General features: G+C 67.6%; 15 protein-coding genes. 5 read left to right on the top strand and 10 right to left on the bottom strand.

From position 1 onward, the window contains the following. The first annotated feature begins 5 nt into the window (after positions 1-5). Positions 6-251 (top strand): amidohydrolase family protein, encoded by a 246-nt coding sequence (locus tag WJ542_RS29945; protein WP_411193160.1) that lies wholly within the window; start codon positions 6-8, stop codon positions 249-251. Between the two features lie 52 nt (positions 252-303). Here the strand turns inward: WJ542_RS29945 and WJ542_RS29940 are convergent, their stop codons facing one another. Further along, a complete protein-coding gene (locus WJ542_RS29940; protein WP_411193159.1) occupies positions 304-789 on the bottom strand; it encodes a DinB family protein in 486 nt (161 codons plus the stop codon). A 99-nt stretch (positions 790-888) separates the two neighbouring features. On the opposite strand from WJ542_RS29940, the gene WJ542_RS29935 reads away from it, so the two are divergent. From WJ542_RS29935 to WJ542_RS29920, 4 genes are all read left to right on the top strand, one after another. Beyond that, positions 889-1,512, top strand: a complete 624-nt coding sequence (locus tag WJ542_RS29935) for a TetR/AcrR family transcriptional regulator (RefSeq protein WP_411193158.1) — start codon at positions 889-891, stop codon at positions 1,510-1,512. A 65-nt stretch (positions 1,513-1,577) separates the two neighbouring features. Continuing rightward, positions 1,578-1,913 (top strand): ArsR/SmtB family transcription factor, encoded by a 336-nt coding sequence (locus tag WJ542_RS29930; RefSeq protein ID WP_411193157.1) that lies wholly within the window; start codon positions 1,578-1,580, stop codon positions 1,911-1,913. After that, complete coding sequence (locus WJ542_RS29925; RefSeq protein WP_411193156.1) at positions 1,910-2,449, top strand: SRPBCC family protein; 540 nt, start codon at positions 1,910-1,912, stop codon at positions 2,447-2,449. The genes WJ542_RS29930 and WJ542_RS29925 overlap by 4 nt, the downstream gene beginning before the upstream one ends. 33 nt (positions 2,450-2,482) lie before the next feature. After that, on the top strand, positions 2,483-2,899 hold the full coding sequence (locus tag WJ542_RS29920) for a DUF1801 domain-containing protein (protein WP_411193155.1): 417 nt from the start codon (positions 2,483-2,485) through the stop codon (positions 2,897-2,899). Between the two features lie 36 nt (positions 2,900-2,935). On the opposite strand, the gene WJ542_RS29915 is transcribed toward WJ542_RS29920, so the two are convergent. The 9 genes from WJ542_RS29915 to WJ542_RS29875 all read right to left on the bottom strand — a co-directional run bounded on the left by WJ542_RS29915 (position 2,936) and on the right by WJ542_RS29875 (position 17,796). Then, positions 2,936-3,880 carry an endo alpha-1,4 polygalactosaminidase gene (locus WJ542_RS29915; RefSeq protein ID WP_411193154.1) on the bottom strand — a complete coding sequence of 315 codons (945 nt, stop codon included), beginning with the start codon at positions 3,878-3,880 and terminating at the stop codon, positions 2,936-2,938. 15 nt (positions 3,881-3,895) lie between these two features. Beyond that, positions 3,896-4,930, bottom strand: coding sequence for a glycoside hydrolase family 191 protein (locus WJ542_RS29910; RefSeq protein ID WP_411193153.1), 1,035 nt, complete (start codon positions 4,928-4,930; stop codon positions 3,896-3,898). Next, positions 4,927-6,297 carry an exopolysaccharide Pel transporter PelG gene (gene pelG / locus WJ542_RS29905; protein WP_411193152.1) on the bottom strand — a complete coding sequence of 457 codons (1,371 nt, stop codon included), beginning with the start codon at positions 6,295-6,297 and terminating at the stop codon, positions 4,927-4,929. Before pelG ends, WJ542_RS29910 begins: the two co-directional genes overlap by 4 nt. Next, positions 6,297-7,952, bottom strand: coding sequence for a GT4 family glycosyltransferase PelF (gene pelF / locus WJ542_RS29900; protein WP_411193151.1), 1,656 nt, complete (start codon positions 7,950-7,952; stop codon positions 6,297-6,299). Before pelF ends, pelG begins: the two co-directional genes overlap by 1 nt. Continuing rightward, complete coding sequence (locus tag WJ542_RS29895) at positions 7,949-8,959, bottom strand: hypothetical protein (protein ID WP_411193150.1); 1,011 nt, start codon at positions 8,957-8,959, stop codon at positions 7,949-7,951. Before WJ542_RS29895 ends, pelF begins: the two co-directional genes overlap by 4 nt. Next, positions 8,952-10,367, bottom strand: a complete 1,416-nt coding sequence (locus tag WJ542_RS29890; protein WP_411193149.1) for a PelD GGDEF domain-containing protein — start codon at positions 10,365-10,367, stop codon at positions 8,952-8,954. Before WJ542_RS29890 ends, WJ542_RS29895 begins: the two co-directional genes overlap by 8 nt. A gap of 22 nt (positions 10,368-10,389) precedes the next feature. After that, positions 10,390-10,935 (bottom strand): penicillin-binding protein activator LpoB, encoded by a 546-nt coding sequence (locus WJ542_RS29885; protein ID WP_411193148.1) that lies wholly within the window; start codon positions 10,933-10,935, stop codon positions 10,390-10,392. A 74-nt stretch (positions 10,936-11,009) separates the two neighbouring features. Beyond that, positions 11,010-14,999, bottom strand: a complete 3,990-nt coding sequence (locus WJ542_RS29880; RefSeq protein WP_411193147.1) for a tetratricopeptide repeat protein — start codon at positions 14,997-14,999, stop codon at positions 11,010-11,012. Further along, entirely contained in the window at positions 14,989-17,796 is a 2,808-nt protein-coding gene (locus WJ542_RS29875; RefSeq protein WP_411193146.1) for a polysaccharide deacetylase family protein, read from the bottom strand. Before WJ542_RS29875 ends, WJ542_RS29880 begins: the two co-directional genes overlap by 11 nt. Between the last annotated feature and the right edge of the window lie 302 nt (positions 17,797-18,098).

Genomic DNA, 18,098 nt, shown 5'->3' with positions numbered 1-18,098 from the left:
TCACGATGCTCGAAGCCTATACGATCAACGCGGCCTATGCCCTGCGTTTCGAGGACTGCACCGGATCGCTCGAACCGGGCAAGGATGCGAGCTTCACGAGACTCGACCGCAATCCGCTGCTGTACCCTGTCGAGCAGTTGACGCAGATGCGGATTGTGGAGACGTGCTTTCGCGGCGAGGTCGTCCATGCGGCGCCGGACCGGTCGAACGGCACGGCGTCGAACACGCCGACGGCCGTCGCGAACGGCTGATTCCCTGAGCGGCCCGTCGTGGCAGCTACGGACCACTCCGGGCCAGCCGCCTTCATCGCATGTCTTCGAGGAACTCGGTGATCGAGTCGCGGTTCGGGGTGAGGCCTCTCAACTGGAGCAGCGCTCCGGCATTGCCCCGGTGGTAGGTGCCGTGCAGGCATACATGCAGGATGATCTCGCCCCGGCGCAGGCGCGCCGGCTTGCCGCTCGTAAAGACGAACTCGATGGGCTCTTCGAACGCGTGCTCCGCGAGGCCGTCCACGTAGTGCGCGTACCAGTCGTCGACCTCGCGTGCGCTGTCCGCCAGGGCTTCGAGCCTGGGCATGGCTTCCGACCGCGGTGCCCGATACGCATGCGGTTGCCCTTGCAGGTGGTGCTGGAAGATTCGGTCTACTACATGGATATGGTCGAGAATGCGTAGCATGATCGAGGCATCGTCGCTGCCAAGCCGGTCGAAGTTCTGGCTGAGGGTATCGTAGAGGCCACGATCGGCCCATTGCTTGATGGCGATAAGCTGGGAATAAGGCTGACAGGACATGGAGTGGCTCCAGACAGGGTGTTCCGTTGAGATTCGCATTGCCAGATGCATAATACGAGCAACGGCTCGTCTTACCTACTCGCATTGGGAGCGCAGGGCATGGCGCGAAAACCGCTCACGAAACCGAGGAAACACGCTTCCCAGGAGCGATCGCGCGCAACGGTCGACGCGCTGGTCGAAGCAACTGCTCGCATTCTGGTGAGGGACGGCTTCGACAAGATCAGCACCAACCGTATTGCCGAACGGGCGGGCGTGAGCGTGGGCTCGCTCTACCAGTACTTCCCCGGCAAGGAGGCGCTCATTGCCGCCGTGGTGGAGCGCCACCGGCAAGACCTCATGCAGGTCGTGCGCGGCGCGCTCGCCCAGGCCGCGGCACTGCCGATGGAGCAGGCCGTGCGTGCGCTCGTTGCGGCGGCGATCGAGGCGCACCGCGTCGATCCCGCGCTGCATCGCGTGCTGGCTGAACAACTGCCGCGCACACAGAGGACCGAAAACACGGAGGTCCTGAGCGGCGAGACCTACGCCTTGTTCAGGTCTTATCTGGAAACGCATCGCGCCGAATTTCGCGCCGTCGATCTGGAACTCGCGTCGTTCGTCTGCGTGACTTCCATTGAAGCACTAACGCACACGGCGGTCATTCACCATCCCGACAGCTTGCCCGACGAGGCGTTCGACGCACTCGTCGACGAGGCCACGCGGCTCGTCGTCCGCTATCTGCAGTAGCCGGAGCGGCATGTGGCTTGCCGTTCGGCTTGACATGAATATTCCTTACGAGGTATATACTCATTATGGAATCTGCTTTTGCCATCATCGCCGAGCCTAGCCGCCGCGCCATCCTGAGCCTGCTTGCAGGCGCCGAGTGCTCGGTTGGGGATATCGAGGACGCCTTGAATCTCCCGCAGCCCTCGGTTTCGAAGCATCTGCGCGTGCTGCGCGAGGCCGGATTCGTAGAGTCGCGTGTCGACGCGCAGCGGCGGCTGTACCGGATCAAGCCGGAACCGCTGATGGAGATCGATACCTGGCTTGCCCAGTTCCGCCAGTATTGGGAGGCGCACGTCGACGCGCTCGAACGCCATCTCGACCAACTGGATCCCGCACCCCGCACGAGGAGGAAGAAACGATGAGCAACCGTGATGCGTACAGGCCGGGCCCGGCGGCCGGCGCCGAAGTCAGAAAGGATGGGGAGAAGTGGACCCTGGTGGTGGTTCGCGAACTGCGCCACGCACCGGAGAAAGTCTGGCAGGCGCTGACCGACCCGGTCAGCCTGCGCGAATGGGCGCCGTTCGATGCCAGCCGGAGTCTGGCCGCCGTCGGTCCGGTTACGCTGTCGACGGTGGGCATGCCCACGCCGCACGTTTCGGAGACCCAGGTGACGCGCGCCGAAGCGCCGCGGCTCTTGCAGTACCGCTGGGGCGACAATGACATGCGCTGGGAGCTCGAGCCGCTCGGCGACGGCACGCGGCTCACCCTCTGGCATAACATCGACCGGAATTTCATCGCCATGGGCGCGGCGGGCTGGCAGATCTGTTTCGACGTGCTGGAGCGCTTCGTTGCCGGCGAGCCGATCGGGCGCATCGTGGGTGCGGAGGCGATGAAGTTCGACTGGCCGCGCCTGAACACGGAGTACACGCAGCAGTTTGGTCAGCAGTTTGGTCTCTAGGCGCGGCGCAGACCCATCAGTCGGGAGAACTACATGAAGCAGACGAATTCCGGGGGGAGCCAGGCGGCGTCGCAATGGATCGACGAGCGGATCGCCGAGCTTGGCGACTGGCGCGGCGCCACGCTGGGCAGAATGCGCCGGCTCATCAAGGAGGCCGTCCCGGACGTCGTGGAAGAGTGGAAGTGGCGCGGCACGCCCGTCTGGTCGCACGGCGGGATTCTCTGCACCGGCGAGTCGTACAAGGCGGTCGTGAAGCTGACTTTTGCCAGGGGCGCAGCGTTGCCGGATCCGGCCGGGCTCTTCAACTCCAGTCTCGACGGCAACGTCAGACGCGCGATCGATATTCGCGAGGGCGAAGAGGTCGACGCGCAGGCGTTCAAGACGCTGATACTGGCCGCGGCGGCGCTCAACGCGTCTGGCAAGAAGGCGAAGCAAACGCCGGCGAAGTAGGCCGCCGCATCGCTAATCGGATCGCCGGGTTCCTTTTCACTGGGCGGCACGTGTGCAGGCGCTGGCCTCGCGCGGCGGCGGAAGCGTCGCCTCCGGCAGCGTTTGCAGCGCGCCGTCCGTGACGAAGGGCACGATGTCGTGGGCGGCAATGTTCGCAGCGGTCTGCCGCGCGCATTCGGCGTCGCCCGGCGCGCAATAGTCGATCGAGATGACGGGCAGGCCGTATTGCGTCCGCACGGTTTGCGCCATGCCCAGCAGCCAGTTTCTATCTGCCTCGGGCACGGGAACGTAGCGCGATTGTGCCTGGTTCCAGCCGCTATAGAGCGATTCGAACGCAACGGCGGTCACCTCGCCGTGTATCTGCGGCAGCAGTTCGAAACCGCGATTCAGGATCAGTTGCGCGGCCGGGTGGCTTGCCTTGATGGCGCGGATCACGCGCACGATGCCGTCGCGCTGGCGCGCGCGTTCGGCGTCCGTGGCGGTCACGAGCTGATACGAGTCCAGTGTGTCGAGAAAGAAGCCGCGATAGCCGCGCGCCCATAATGGATCGATGACGTGGCGCACGAAGAAGGCCGGCCAGCCGGCACGGCTTTGATCGACCACGCGCGACCCCCAGCTCTCGTTATGGCCCAGCAGCCAGTCTTTCGGCAGCGCCGCATAGTACGGCCGTTGGGCCGTGATCTCGCCGACGCTCGCATACGCGAACCACTGCGTGCACGGCAGCGCATGATCGCGCGGGAGAAAGCCGCTGTCCGGCTCGAGCACGGCAATGTCGTAGCGGGCGAGCAGTTCGGTGGGCGGCGTCGTGCCGTAGTAGAGCGCCACGCTCGGCGCGGGAGCGTTCGTGTCCGCCGCGCGGGTCGCGGGCGCCGCGCACAAGGCGCACAGGGCGGCTGCGAGCAGGCGCGCGCCACGCGTGAGGAAGCCCGGGGAGCGTCGCGAGCGGGCTTGCGGCGCCGTGCGCCCGGAGGTCTTATGCATGGAGGGTTCCGCGCATCAGGAAGGAAGAAAGGGCCACCAGCATACCGTGTTGAGCGCCGAGGTCGCCACCGACGGGTTCAATCCGGCCGCGAGACTCGCGTTCCAGTCGCTTTGCGCGGCGCTCGTTTGCGTGCAGTCCGTCATGTAGTCGAGCGAGCCCGTGAAGAACGCGCTGCGCGGCAAGCCGGCTTCGACGCTGCGCCAGGTTTGCAGCTCCTGCACCTGGCCGGTGTCCACTGCCGGTGCGAAGACCTGCTCGCCGAAGTCGCCGTCCACGAGCATCGGGAACGCGATGCCACCGCTTGTGCCGCTCAGCGCCGTGACGGGCGCATGGTTGAGCACGATCGGCGCGTCGGGAAAATCGTTGCGCAGCCGCGCGACGAGGTCGAGGCCGCCTTGCGCGCAAGTCGCGTCGCAGGGTCCGTCGGTCGCGCCGGCGCCGTGGCCGACGATCTCGAAGTTATCGAGCATCAGGCCGTCCACGCCGGTCGCCATCAGTTGCGGCGCGACGTAGTCGGCGATCAGGTGCTGATAGTCGCTGTTGGCGGGGTTCATCCAGTATTCGCTGTAGCCCGCCATCTTGCCGAGCTGCGCGGCCGTGTTCGCCGAGCACGAGAGGAAGCCCGCCGGCGCGCTGCTCCAGTAGGTCCGCCATGTTTCGCATGCGCCGAAGTTCAGGTAGCTCAGGACGGTGGCGCCGTTGCTCCTGAGCGTGGCGATCTGCGCGGGCGTGACGGCCGGGCTGCCGTTGGCCGGATCCGCATCCACGACGATGAGCTTGAACGTCGATGCCATGCGCGCGAGGTCTGCCTGGGATCCCGAACCGTAGTACACCACCCAAGCCCCTTGCGGGTTCAGATTGCGCGAGGCGGCAATCGTCACGTTCGTCGAGCCGTTGATGGCAACGGCCGGTTGCGGGCTCGACGCGCCGCTGGCCGGCGACGCGGCCGATCCCGAGGCGCCGCCGCCGCCACCGCAAGCGGCGAGGAGTGCCGCGCAGGCGAGCGCGGCTGCGCGGCTGCGCAGCGAGTTCGTGTCACCGGTTTTCATTGCAGCATGTAGGTTTCGTATTCGAGCGCGGCGAACTTGGCGTCGAGCGTGCGGACCGCGACGATCGTCGCGATCAGAAGGGCCAGCGCGAAACCGTAGCCGTACGCGGCCGGTCCGAGACGGATCGAGAGTGCGGTGAAGAGCGCATTGAGCGCGACGAAGAGGCCGGTGAGCCTCAGGCCGTCGCGGCGCGTGTCCAGATAGAACATCACGTTGAGCAGGCCGAGGAACAGCACCTGCAAGCTGGCGGCGATGACGTCGACGAGCAGCAGCGGCAGGTACAGCGACGAGATGCGCAGGACGCCCAGCAGCGCGGCGCCGAACGCCAGCATCAGCAAGACCACGACGATCTGGACCTTGACGATTTCCGCGAGACCGGTGCGGACGCTGCGCACCATCATGTCGCGCATCGCGTTGATGCGCTGCAGGGTCGCGCCCGTGCGCACGGCGTCGTAGAACGCGTCGTAGTAGCCGGCGAAATCGGCCTCGATGCGCACGAGGAAGGCGGCCATGGCCGGCATCACGCACACGTAGGCGAGAAACACGGGAATGTCGTAGATGACCGAGGCATGGAACCAGCCGATCACGCGCGTGCCGGTGACGTCCGAGAACCAGAAGATGAACTTGTCGATCCAGACGCCGAGATTGAACATGATCCCGACGCAGGCCAGGCTCGGATAGACGTAGCGGCGGTCGAACATCTCGAATGCGATGTAGCGCGAACCCGGGTATTGCCGGTGCACGATCGTCGAAAGGCACAGGAAAAGAATGGCATGACCGGCGACGAAGCCGCCAAGCAGACCTTCGAGCCCATGGCGATTGAGCCCGAGTGCGAGCCCGACCACCGCGGTGTAGCCGATGGCGAACGACACCAGGATTTGCCGGTACTGCTTGACGCTCGAAAGAAAGATCACGGCGATCCAGATGTTGCTCACGATCACGAAGCCGCCGATCATCAGCAGCCGGTAGGCGAGCGGCGTCTGGCCGAAGCCGAAGCTCATCGCGAGGGTGCCGAGCACGCCGGACATTGCCGTGCAGGCGAGCTGGACCGCGCGGTAGTTCGGCAGCACGAGGTCGTCGCGGCGCTCGTAGAGCCGGTCCGAGACGAAGCGTGTGAAGGAGAGCTGCAGCGGGCCCGTGACGATCAGGCTGCAGGCGATCATATAGGTCACCGATACCTGAAACTCCGTGATGAGCACGCTCGGTATCACGATAGCGAAGCTCAGCATGCCGATGATCAGGATGCCGAAGCACGAGAGGATCATCGGGCCCGAGCTGATGAGGCCGGCGTAGAAGTAGGCGCGCGCAACCCCCGTCAGCGTGTCGCGGCGCATCAGTTTGCGCAGTTCGAATCCAATGCCGGCCATCAGCGACTCCGGTTGAAGGCCGCGCGCAGCGCGGCGAGGGCGCCGCCGCGCGCTTTTCCGTGAACCGGGCAGCCGCCCGCGGGGCCGGCCGCACCGGGCGCGGCGCCGTCGCGTGGGCGGTCCGGCTGCGCGTTCGCGCGGGCGTAGATCGCCTCATAACGCTCGATCATCTGGCTGCGCCGGTAGTAGCGCTGCGCGCGCTGCGTGGCGGCGCGTTGCGCGGCGAGCCAGCGCGGCTCGTCGTTCAGCAGCGCGATGGCCTCGCTCGCGAACGCCGCCGGATTGGCGATCTGCACGACCGCGCCGGCCACGCCGAGCTCGCGGTCTTCGGGCTGGCCGCCTTCGATGAGCTCGCGGCACGCGCCCACGTCGGTCGTGATCGCGGGCACGCCGGCGGCGAATCCTTCCAGCACCACGAGCGGCAGGGCCTCGCTGATCGAACTCAGCGCGACCAGGTCGACCTGGGGCAGCATCTCGTCCATGCGCTGGAAGCCGAGGAACTTCAGGTTGCGCTGCAGGCCGAGGCTTTCCGCCAGCGCGCGGCATTCGCGTACGTATGCTGGATCTTCGTCCTCGGGGCCGATGATCCAGCCTTCGATGTCGGGCATCGTGCGGGCGGCAATGAAGATCGCGCGGATGAAGGTCTTGATGTCCTTGATCGGCACCACGCGGCCGATCAGCGCGACCACGCGGCGCGCTCGCGCGGGACGCCGCGCGGCGAGCGGCATCAGCGTTTCCACGTCGATGCCGTTAGGGATCGTGCGCGTGAGCTCGGCGCGCGCGCCGTCGACAATCTGGCGCTGGCGGTTGCCTTCGTAGAGCGCGACGATCTCGTCGGCAGCGTCGTAGGCGAGGCGCCCGAGCGCTTCGAAAAAGCGCAGCCACAGGTCGCGGAAGTAGCTCACGTCCGAGACGTCGCGTTCGAACACGCCGCGGTTGTCGCGTATCCAGCGGCTTTGCAGCAGGTCGATCTTGCGCTCCTTCGTGTAGATGCCGTGCTCGCTCACGATGAGCGGGCGGCCCGTGCGATGGTGCAGCAGCGCGCCCAGATAACCGGCATAGCCCGTCGATACCGTGTGGTAGATGCGCGCCCGCACGGTGCGCTCGGCCACGCGGGCGAGCTGCCAGAGCGGCTGGTGCATGTTGCGCACGGTCCAGAAGTAGTCCGTGAACGAGGGGTCCGTGCAGCGCTCGCGGTATTGCTGCTCGATGTACTCCCAGGCTTCGCGGCTGTACAGGAACTGCTCGGCCGAAAGACTTCCGCCTTCCCCGAGCATCCCGATCAGTTCGACCATCATCGAGCCGATTTCCGGCTGGCGGTCGCGGCCGCGCAGCATCTCGTGGAAGGCGGCGGAGCGGGCAAAGGCTTCGTGGTCGCCGGGTACGGCGCGATGATGCGGCATCGCGTCGGCAAACGACGCTTCGTAGAGATAGTGGTCCTCGAAGTGCACGACATTGTCGGGCAGCGCATAGGCGGCCTTCGTGTAGTCCTCCCTGCGCCCGCCGATGAAAACGATGGCGAACTGCCGCTGCGGGTAGGCGCGGATCATCTCGTTGACCCAGCTCGATACGCCGCCGCGCACATAGGGGAAGGTGCCTTCCAGCAGCAGGCAGACGTCGGCTTCTTCGGCGCGGCGAGTGAGCGTTGTGTTCATCGTGTCCAGTAATCGATCACGGGTTTGAGCGCCGGCGTGCCGGCGTGCCGCGCGAGTTCGCCGACGATCGCGGCGGCTTCGGCGTCGCGGCGTTGCCGGAAGGCCGCCTCGGCGAGCCAGGGCAGGAGGCGCTCGCGCGGGAAGCTGAGTTCGCGCGCACGTTCGAGCAGCGGCGTGGCTTCGTCGGCCCGGTCGCGGGCTAGCGCGAGGCGCGCGAGCAGCAGGCAGAGCGCGGCGTCGCGGTCGCCTTGCGCGAGCGCTTGCGCCTTGCGCGCATGCATTTCGGCCTCGGCGATCGCATGGTGATAGACGTCGCCCTGCGCGAGCCGCTGGTAGACGAGCTCGAAATGCAGTTCGGCGAGCTGGCGGTGCAGCGCCTGCTGTTCCGCTTCGGTGCCGGCGCGCGTGAGCGCGTCGCGGCACGCGAAAATCTGGTTCACGATTTCGTTTTCGGCCTGGTCGAGCATGCCGTAGGCGAGGAGGCGCAAGTCGTCGACGGGGTCGGCGAGCAGATCGCGCAGCAGCGTGCCCGTGGTTCGCGTCGGCAGTTGCTGGATCGAAACGAGCGCGGCGAGGCGGTCGCCCGTGGCCGCGTGGCGGTTTGCAAGGCGCGCCTGCACGCGCGCGCCGGCGGCGTGCGAGACGCGCGAGACGAGATGGGAGACGAACTCGGGCCGTCCCACCACGTCGATCTCGCGCAATGCGCGCGCGATGGCGAGCCGGGTGCCGACGCGGCTCGCGAGCACTTCGAGCAGGCCGCCCACGCAGGGCGCGAAGAAACACAGCGCCCAGAGATGGGCGAGGGCGGCGCGGCGCGGCTCCTGCTGCTCGGCGGGCATCAAGCGGCGGAACAGGATCGCTTCGGCCGCCGCTGCCAGGGCCTGCAGCACGAGAAAGCACGCCAGCGGTTCGAGGCCCGCGAACGGATGAAACGCGCTCCACAGCGCCGCGCCTTGCAGCAGCGCGGCAAACGGCAGGGCGAGGAGGATCGCGGCCGCGTCACTCATGGTTCGTTACCCGCTGCAGCAGTTCCGCGAGATTGGTCTTGCCCGAGGCGCCCGTCACGTGCAGCGTGTGCACGCCGATGCGCGCGCGATCGAAGTCGGTGTCGAACTGGTTGCGCAGGTTCGTCTCGATGCGGGCGAGATAACCCGCGACGCCGGTGGCATCGGCAAGCGGCATCAGGTTCACGAGCACCGAGCGCTTCGAGGTCTGCAGCGGCCAGGCGAGGTCCGCCGAACGCCCGCGGCGCAGCACGTGCTCGAACAGCGAGTCGTGCTCTTCGTCGCGCGGGAACGACAGGGCCACCACGGACGACTCGATACCGCTCCTCTGGTGCAACTGCACGAGGCGGCCGTATTCGAGACCGAAATCGCTCGGGCAGCCGGGCACGGCGTCCATGAGATCGTGCGTCGCGCGAGCATATTCGAGGCCGTCGCCGTAGTAGCCGAGCAGGACGAACAGCAGTTGCAGGTTGTCGTGGTTGAGCGAGAGAAACGGCATGCGCTGGACCACCAGCAGCGCGCGTGTTTCGCCGCTGGCCGAGATCAGCGGCGCGCAGGCGATGTATTGGCTGCCGACGCCGAGTATGTCCGCCGATTTCAGGTGCGCGAGCTGGCCGCTTGCGAGGGCGAGCGTGACGAGTGGATCGGCGGCGTCGAGTTCGAAGGGCTCGCCCACCGTCGCGAGCGGCTCGGCCGCGAGCTTGCCGGTGTTGACCGCATAGAGCGCCGCTACCTCGATCTGGCAGGCCCGCGCAACGAATTCGATAAGCCGCGCCGTGCCCGGCAGCCGGGTTGCCGCATCGGCGGCGTCGGCGGCATTGCCGGCCGAAAGCTGGCGGAGCTCGTTGATCGAGTCGCGCAGCGTGGTCGGGCGCGTGAGCAGGTCGCGCTCCAGCCGCTCGTGCGAGAGCCGCAGCAGGTAGTGGTTGTCGGTGAGTGCCGTGAGGCGTTCGTTGAGGTAGTCGTTGACCGAATTGGCGCGGTCGGCGCGCACGTTCCAGGTGTCGGCGAAGTGGCCCGCGAGGATCACGAGCACCCCGCCGCCCACGAAGAACGGCGTGGGCCACGGCGTGCCCGTGGGGTAGGCGAGTGTCCAGACCAGTGCCAGCAGCACGCCCGAGCCGAGACCGGCAATCACGCCGTAGCGCAGCGCGATGAGGGTCGGCACGAGCCACAGCCAGGGAAAGCCGCTTTTCAGCAGGAGCGGATCGGCGCGGTCGAAGAACCAGGCGAGCGCGAGCGCCACGATCGTGATGAGCGCGGTCTCGGCCCACGCGAAGCGCGAGCGCATGACCGGCGCGAGCACATTGCGCAGCCAGCCGGGGTCGCTGTGGGGCCGCTCGTAGACGTGCCGCCGGCCGCTGCCTTCGCGCGAGGCCGGATCGCGGCCGCTATTGGTCTGGATTTCCATCGCGATCTCGCTTGAGGCGTGTTCAGCCGTGTGCGGCCAGCGGCGCGAGCAGCTTGCCGACCAGGCTTTGTGCCGTGCTGCCGAGGCCCGAGCGGCTCCAGCCCGTGCGCGAGCCCGTCGCGCTCCAGACCACGCGGCCCGAGGGCAGCTCGCGCAGCTCGAACGAGAGCGTGACGACGGGTTCGCCGTCCACGCCCACCTTGTAGCGCCACTCCTCCACCGCGCCGGTCAGCACGTATTTCGCGTGCTGGCCGCGGGCCCAGTCGAGGCCCTGTTCGAGGTTCGGCTGCGTGGAGGCGTCGAAGCTCGCGCCGTTGTCGGCGCTTGCCATCGTCGCCACGCTCGCGTAGCCGAGCGTGCGCAGCGTATTCGCCGCTACGGCCTGGGCGGAGCGTCCCGCGTCGGGCGTTTCGGTGAAGTTCGCGAGCGGCAGCACGGCCACGCCGTTCGATGCCGCGAGCGCCGGCGCCGGCGTCGAATCGACGCTGGCGCAGGCGCTCAGGGCCAGCATGCCGGCGGCGGCCAGCATCAGCCCCCAGCTTCTGCGGATGCGCTCGATTGCATTCATGTCTGCTCTTCCTTTCCGGTTCGTTGAGTGTCGGGATCGGCACGCCCCGAGGCGCACCGTCTTGCGTCGTGAAGTCAATACAGCCAGCGATAGCGTGCGCCGATCATCGTGAGCTGCGAGCCGTTTTGCGCGAGATGCTCGTGCTCGAAGTAAATCGCTGCATGGTCGCCGCCAAATACCGATCCCGCAATGCCGACGTCGGCGTTCAGGCCCCAGCCCTGGACCGTGTCGTGCACGATGCCGAGGTCGAGATAGGGCCGCCAGGCGTGCGTGTAGCGTTCGGCGAGATCGTTGCCGAAGCCCACGTACGCGCCGAACTGCGTGTAGCTGTTCGGCATGAAGGTCGCGGCGGTGATCGGGCTCTCGTCGGCCGGCACGAGCCGCGCAAGCAGGGCGTCCGGCTGGCCGCTGTTGTTGTAGCCGCCGTGCGCAGCCACGAAGCGCAGCGTGTAGTCCGGGTACTCGGTGCGGATCTTGTAGTCCACTTCCGCCTGCTGAACGCCACCCGTGCCGATGAGATTGCGCGCCTGGCTGTAGAAGCGGTCGGCTTCGAGGCTCGCGTTGAACGACCAGCGCGGGTCGATCTGCCACAGAAGATTGCCCGTTACGAGATCCTTCATGCCGCCGACAAAGAGCGTCTGCGTTTCGTCCGCGTCCGCGTTGCGCGCGATCGAGCCCGACAGCGTGACGGGCGAGCCGTTGCCCGTCGACCCGTCGAGGCGGAACGTGTAGAACGAATCCATCCCGTCGCGCCGCCCGAAGCTGGCGTTCACGGTCGAATCGTTGGTCTGGCGGCGCAGGAAGAACGACGCCTGGCGGTCCACGGGATCGACGTTGACGAGCTGCGTCGTGTCGGCGGTGCGCTGCCAGCGCTGGATGCCGAGCAGGCCGATCAGGTAGTGATCCGTGAGCTTGAGGCTGGCCGTGATGGTCTGCTGCACGTAGTCGAGCGGGTGCTCGATATAGTTTTCGATCGAGGTGCCGATCGACTGGTCCCAGAACAGCGACGTTTCGACGAGGCGTTCGTGCAACTGGTCGTCGTACGGCGCGCCGTCGAGGCCCGCGAACGCATGCGCTTGCGCGGCGCCCTGGCGGTCGACGAAATTCTCGGCGTCGATGCGGCTGTAGAGCGTCGGCGCGGTGCTGCGCGAGTCGAGAATCTGCGTGATCTGCTGGGCGTCTTCCTCGGCCAGCGCGATCGTGAGCTGCTCGTTGCGCTGGCTGGAGAGATCGGTCGCGTAGCGGCGCGAGAGCCAGCGTTTGGCCACGTCGTTGCGCTCGAGCGAGAGCGCCCACGCAACGGCGACGTCGCGCGCGACCGAGCGGCGGAGCTTGCGGTACTGCGCGTCGCGCTCCTGCGGCGCGGGCAGCGCATCCACGCCGGGCGCGTTGCCGAGCAGGCTGTGCCCCGATGCATCGTCGGGCGCGCGGGTGTCGGAGGCGGTCAGCGCGGCGAGAAGATGGGCGGCGGTGTCACCGTTCTCCAGCATCTGCGCCAGCATCGCGCGGCGCCCCTGCAGTTGCTCCTTCGCTTCCCATTCGTTGCGTGCGGGCATGGCGAGGGGCTTCGTGCCGGGCCTGGCGCCAGGCTTGCCCGCGTTCCCCGAAGTCTCGTGCAGCAGCGCGATCCAGACGCGCCGCCGCATCGACCACGCGAGCGCCGTGTGCCCGGCCATTTCCTGCGCGTCGGCATAGGTGAGCAGCCACAGGGGATCGTTGCCGCTCGTGACGGCCTGCCGGCGCAGATAGGCGAGGGCGGCCTCCGGGCGGTTCAGTTGCATTTCGCCGGCGGCGTACGGTCCCCACAGCATTTCGTCGTCGAGCGAGCGGTCGCGCCAGCGGTTGAGCGCCGCGCGTAGCTCGTCCTCGGTGCCCGCGTCGACCACCATCCACAGATACGCGGCGATCGTATCGGCGTTCGTTCCCGGCATCGCGACGGCCCGGCGCAGGTCGGCGAGCGCGGCATCGAGGCGGCCGATCTGACGCTCGTACTCGGCGCGCGCGGCGAGGAAGCCCCCGTCGCGCTCGGCGTTGGCGAGCTGCTCCGGCGTGAGCGAGGCCAGCAGCGCGCCGGTCTCGTCGAGGGCGTGCGCGGCGAGGTAATAGTTGATCGCGTCGCGCAGCGGCTGGACCTCGCCCGTCTTGCGGAACTGGCGCGTGGCGGTGCGCGCGGCGTCGATCGGATAAGGCTCGTAGAAGAAGGTCATCGTGACGAGGTCCTCCGGCTCGGTGCCGGGGTTCGTCAGCAGATGCCGGTAGGCGCGGTCGGTGTCCGCGTCGTCCTGCAGCAGGCGCGCGAGCTGGCCGTAGGTGCGCCAGTAGAGCGTGTCGGTATCGCTCGCATAGGGCTCGGCGCGCTTGAGGGCGGCGAGCGCCTCCGCGTAGCTGCCGCGCTGATAGAGCAGATTCGCGCAGCGCTCGGCGTATTCGGTGTTGCGTGGCGAGGCCAGCGCCAGCTTCTGGTAGGTCGCGAGCGCCTGATCGTAGTTGCCGTTGCGTTGCGAAAGCCACGCGTAGCGGCGCAGCATTTCCTCCGTGCGCGCGCCGGTCGCGCGTGCCTTCAGGAACGCGAGGCCGTCGTTGGGGCGGCCGAGTCGTTCGTAGGCGGCCATCACGTCGTCGACGAGCTTGAGGTTGTCGGGCGCGGCGTCCGACGCGTGCACGAGCGACTGCACGTAGGCGTCGTCGTCGTCGAGCATCGGCGCGATGCGCTGGACGTTGCGCCAGGCTTCGGGGTCGTCGGTCGCTTTCGCGTAGGCGAGCCACGACTGCAGCGCGGCCATCGGCTCGTTGTGCCATTCCTGCACTTGCGCGAGACGCTTGCGCCACTCGGGTGCGGCGCCCGGGCGCTGCGCCTGTTTGGCCGCGATCGTTTCGGCGTTCGAAAGATCGTTCGCTTCGAGAAAGGATTGATAGAGCGTGAGCGCGAGCTTGTCGTCCGCGGACTGGGTGCGGGTTGTGCCGGCGGGGCTCGCTGCGGCGGGTACCGACGCAGCGACGCGCAGGAGCCGCACAGGCCGCGCCGACGCAACACCGGTTTCGACGAGCGGGCCGAATGAGCCGAATGGGGCGACCGCGGCGCGCTTCGCACGCACGCGCTCGAAGCGCTCGATGCCGGGTAGCCGCAACCACTTCGCGTGCTGCGGCGCACGGTCTGCGGGCACGTTGGTGGCGACATGTGCTGCGGCGAGCCGTATCGCGCCGGCCTCGGGCGTGCGCTGCGTGACGAACGGCATGAGCGCGCGCGCGTAGCGCTGGACGAGTTCGGGGCGATTCGCGGCCCGCGCCAGTTCGAGCATGACTTCGAGCGTCGCGCGGTCCCCGGAGAGAACGCCCAGATGCGCGCCGCCCTGCGCGAGCGCGTCGTCGAGCAGATTGCCGGCCTGCAGCGCGCGCACGGCGGCGATGAAGTTGCGCCGGGTGTCGTCGCGCGTCGTGGCCATGGCCTGCGCGGCGAAGTAGCCCGCTGCTGCCGCGCGATAGTCGCCCGTCGCCAGATACAGGCTTGCGGCCTCGCGCTGCCAGTGCTGGCGGCGCTCGGGGTCCACGGCGATGAGCCGCTCGTTGTAGCGCGCGGCGATGCCCGGCGCGTTCACGGCGAGAGCCTGTTTCGAGAGCCATTGCAACTGGCTGGCGTCCTGCGTTTCGGCGACCATCGCGCCGAGCAGCGCCTGGGTCCTGGCCGTGTGCGTTGCGCGCTCCGGCGAGCCGGGCCTGGCTGCGAAGGTCTTGATCAGCTCGCAGCGCAGTTGCAGGGAGTCGGCCGCGCGGCGCTGTTCGGGCGTGCCGAGCGCGGCGAGCCGCGCGGCGATTACCTCTGCGTCGTCGAGCCGGCCGAGCCCGAGGTATTGCTCGCCCAGCGCTTTCAGATAGACCGGGTCCGCGGGCTCGCTGCGCAGCCACGCTTCGAGGTAGGCGGTGTTCAGTTCGTTCGGCGTCGTATCTTCGACCACGCGCGAGCGCAGGTGTGCCGCGCCGTAGACGCCGCTCAAGGCGGCCACGAGCGCGAGCGTCGTCGCGGCGAGCGCCAGCGGCGAGGCAATGCGGGGCCGGTCACTGGCCACAGTTCACCTCGACCGGCTGGTAGGTCACTTCGACGCCCGGCACGGCCGGCACGACGATGTGCAGCGTGTCGCCCTGGCGCTGCGTGGTGAGCGCGCGGCCACCGCTGCTCGCGCGGCATTGTCCGGCGTGCGCCACGTCGATGAACGGCTGGTAGTAGCTGCCGAATTCGAAGCGCAGGCCGCGCGCGGTGCGCTCGAAATCGCGCACGAAGCCGTTGGCTTCGGCGAGGTAGGGCAGCGTGCCGTTCGGGTCGGGCTGTGCGAGCGTGAAGCGCGCGCTGCCGCCGTCGAAATGAATGTAGGTGCCGTCGGGGCCCGACGAGTAGCCCGTCACGCCGGAGGCGTCGGCGAGGCGCGGGACCTCGTTGCCGTTCCAGTGCAGTTCGCTCACGCTGCCGTTGCCGCGCACGAGCCAGCCGTCGCCGTCGCGGGCGACCGCGAAGTGATGCCAGTCGAGCACGATGCGCTCGTAGTCGGTCACCTGCACGGGCAGCACCGGTTGCGCGAGCACAGTGCTCATGATCGTGTCGAGCGAGCGCAGCGACGCGAGCTTGGTGCCGCTGTACATGTGGTAGTAGATGTCGATCGGCTTGAAGCGCAGCGGCTTGTCGGTCATCTCGAAGGTCTGCAGCACCTGATCGAAGCCGTAGAACGGGCCTTGCCAGTCGTTCGTGTAGACGTTTTCATCCTGGTTCGGCGCGAGGACCTGGTAAGCGCCGGGCCCCTTGTCGATGCCGATGGGCGCGATGTTCGTCCAACTGTTGTTGCCGCGCGTGATGACGGTGTCGCCGCCGTTGAAGTTGTAGACGCCGGCATCGTAGGTGCGCTTCACCGCGACGGCGGGCGGCATGCAGTCGCCCGACCATTGCAGGACGAGCACCTTCTTGCCCGGCGGCGCGAGACGCGTGTTGATGTACTTGATCGAACCGAAGATCTCCCGGTCCAGATTGAAGTGGTAGCCGGGAATGTTCAGCGAGAACGCGGAGTCCGAGCCGCCGCGATCGGTGCGCGAGCCGTCCTTGCCGTTCACCTCTTCCCAGATGAACGGGTGCGAGTAGGTGTGCGTGCCGATCTCCACGTAGGGCAGCGCGAACATCTTGCGCGCGATGGCTTCGAGGCGCGGCGAAATCGCCGGATACAGGCCGTCCGGACCGACCTCGCCCTCGATGACCGAGAGCAGGGTCGGCACGGGGTAGCGCGTCCAGATACGCTCGTAGAGCGCTTCGCCCGAGTAGTCGGGACCGGGGAACTCGGCGCGCGAGGCGAAGCCGTCGCCGTCCACGTGCGTCATGAAGAGGCGTCGCCCGTTTTGCGTGGTGGTGCTCGGTCCCGGCAGCGCGGCAAGGCGCAGGGTCGCCTTCAGGAAGCTGATGGGCTGGATCACCCAGCGCTCCTGGTCGATGCCGCTCAGGGATACTTCGGTGTACTGATTCAATGCGAAGCCGCCCCACGGCATTACGCCGACAGCATCTACGCGTGTGCCGTTCGCATCGATACCGAGGAGCGAGCGGCCCGAGCCCGCGACGCGCACGGATGGCAGGTCGCGCGGGTCCGGCTTCGGCATCGTCTCGAAGCCGACCATGGGGTCCTGGGTGACGATGGACAGCGGCCCCGTTAACTGGCCGCTTACGGAGGCAAGGCCCGGGAGCTCGCTCGAATCGCCGGCGCTAAATCCGAACTGGCCGAGAAAAGCGATTGGCACGTGCGCGGCGGTCACGCGCCGGATCCAGCGGCGCCAGGACATCTGATCGGCAACGTCGCCGTGCTCGATCCACACGACGACGCCGGCGTAGCGGTCGGGCGTCACGTTCGCCGGCAGCGGGCCCGAGATGTCCGCGTACTGGACGTCGTAGCCCAGGTAATTGAGCGGCGTGGCGAGCACGCGTACGCCCGGTGTCAGGTCGAGCTGGTCTCCGGTCTCGCGGTCCTGCACGACCAGCACCTTGCGCGGCATTACCTCGATGCGGCCGATCCCGACTACGTCCTGATCCGGATCCGTCACGTAGGCGTCGAGCCCGGCGGCCAGCGCCTGCTGGGCGGTGTGGCGCGCGCATGCCCGGTCGGTGGCGTCGCAGTATTCGAGCGTGACGACCGGCACGCCGGTCTCGCGCGTGAGCGCCTTGGCCGCTTCGAGCGCACCTGCCGGGCTGGCGGCCGGCGTGGCGTCCGCCGTCGCGCCAGCAGCAAGGGGCTCGGTGAAGAACGGGCCGGCGAGCACGGCGTAGACGTCTTTGGCGTGGGCGCGCGCCGCGTTCAGCGCGTCGGCGCCGCCGAGCACGATGGCGGCATCCGGGTGGGCCGCGCGAATCGCGTCGAGCGCGGCGATGGCCACAGGCGTATCGAGCACGAAGCCGCGGAAGCCGCGCTGCCAGAGCGGCGCGATTTCCTGTTCGACGAAGGCGTCGGCGCGCTCGCCGGGCTGCGCGGTCGTGCGCGCCAGGTAGATCGTATGAGCGAGGGGGCGTGAGGCAGGATCGAAGCTGCGCGCCGGATCGAGTACCACGGCGTCGAATGCCTGCAGCCTATCCATCGGCGGATCGTCGCCGTCGAACGTGGCGAGATTGACGTGGCGTGCCGAGGCCGTCGCCGTGCTGGTGGAGAGAGGGAGCGTCGAAATGGCCGAGCTGGCTGCCGTTGCCGCTGCCGTCGTCGCGGCGGCGGGAGGCGACCCCCAGGCCGCATGAGAACACGCGCTGGCGGCGAGGCACGCAACCAGAATGCGTTTTATCTCAAAAATACCCGGCAACCGGCCCGCGAGTCGCGCGCGCAGCGCGATCTTATGTACAAGACTTGCCAACTTTCCACACCCGGTAAGAATTTAGTCGGCGGAGAACACTTCAGCGCGCGTAAATCGGTCGGTGGGATTATTGAATTCCGACGAGGCGTAGCCCGGTGCGCGGTGCGGTTGACTCCCTCTTTAGGAGGCGCAAGGTAACATAAATATGTAGAAAGTCAAAGGCATGTTAAATGTATTTTTCTATTTTAACGTTTTACATGTTGTTTTAGATCGACATTGGAGGCGGTTTTAAAAACGAACGGTTGGACTTTCTTTGGAGTGCGGTCTTTGCAGGGCTGGCGTATGGGGCGGTCAAGTCAGGA

The organism is Paraburkholderia yinzeri, assembly GCF_046581065.1.
Taxonomy (GTDB): domain Bacteria; phylum Pseudomonadota; class Gammaproteobacteria; order Burkholderiales; family Burkholderiaceae; genus Paraburkholderia.
Note: the sequence above shows the minus strand (reverse complement) of the source record. Positions and strands in the feature narration are given on the sequence as shown.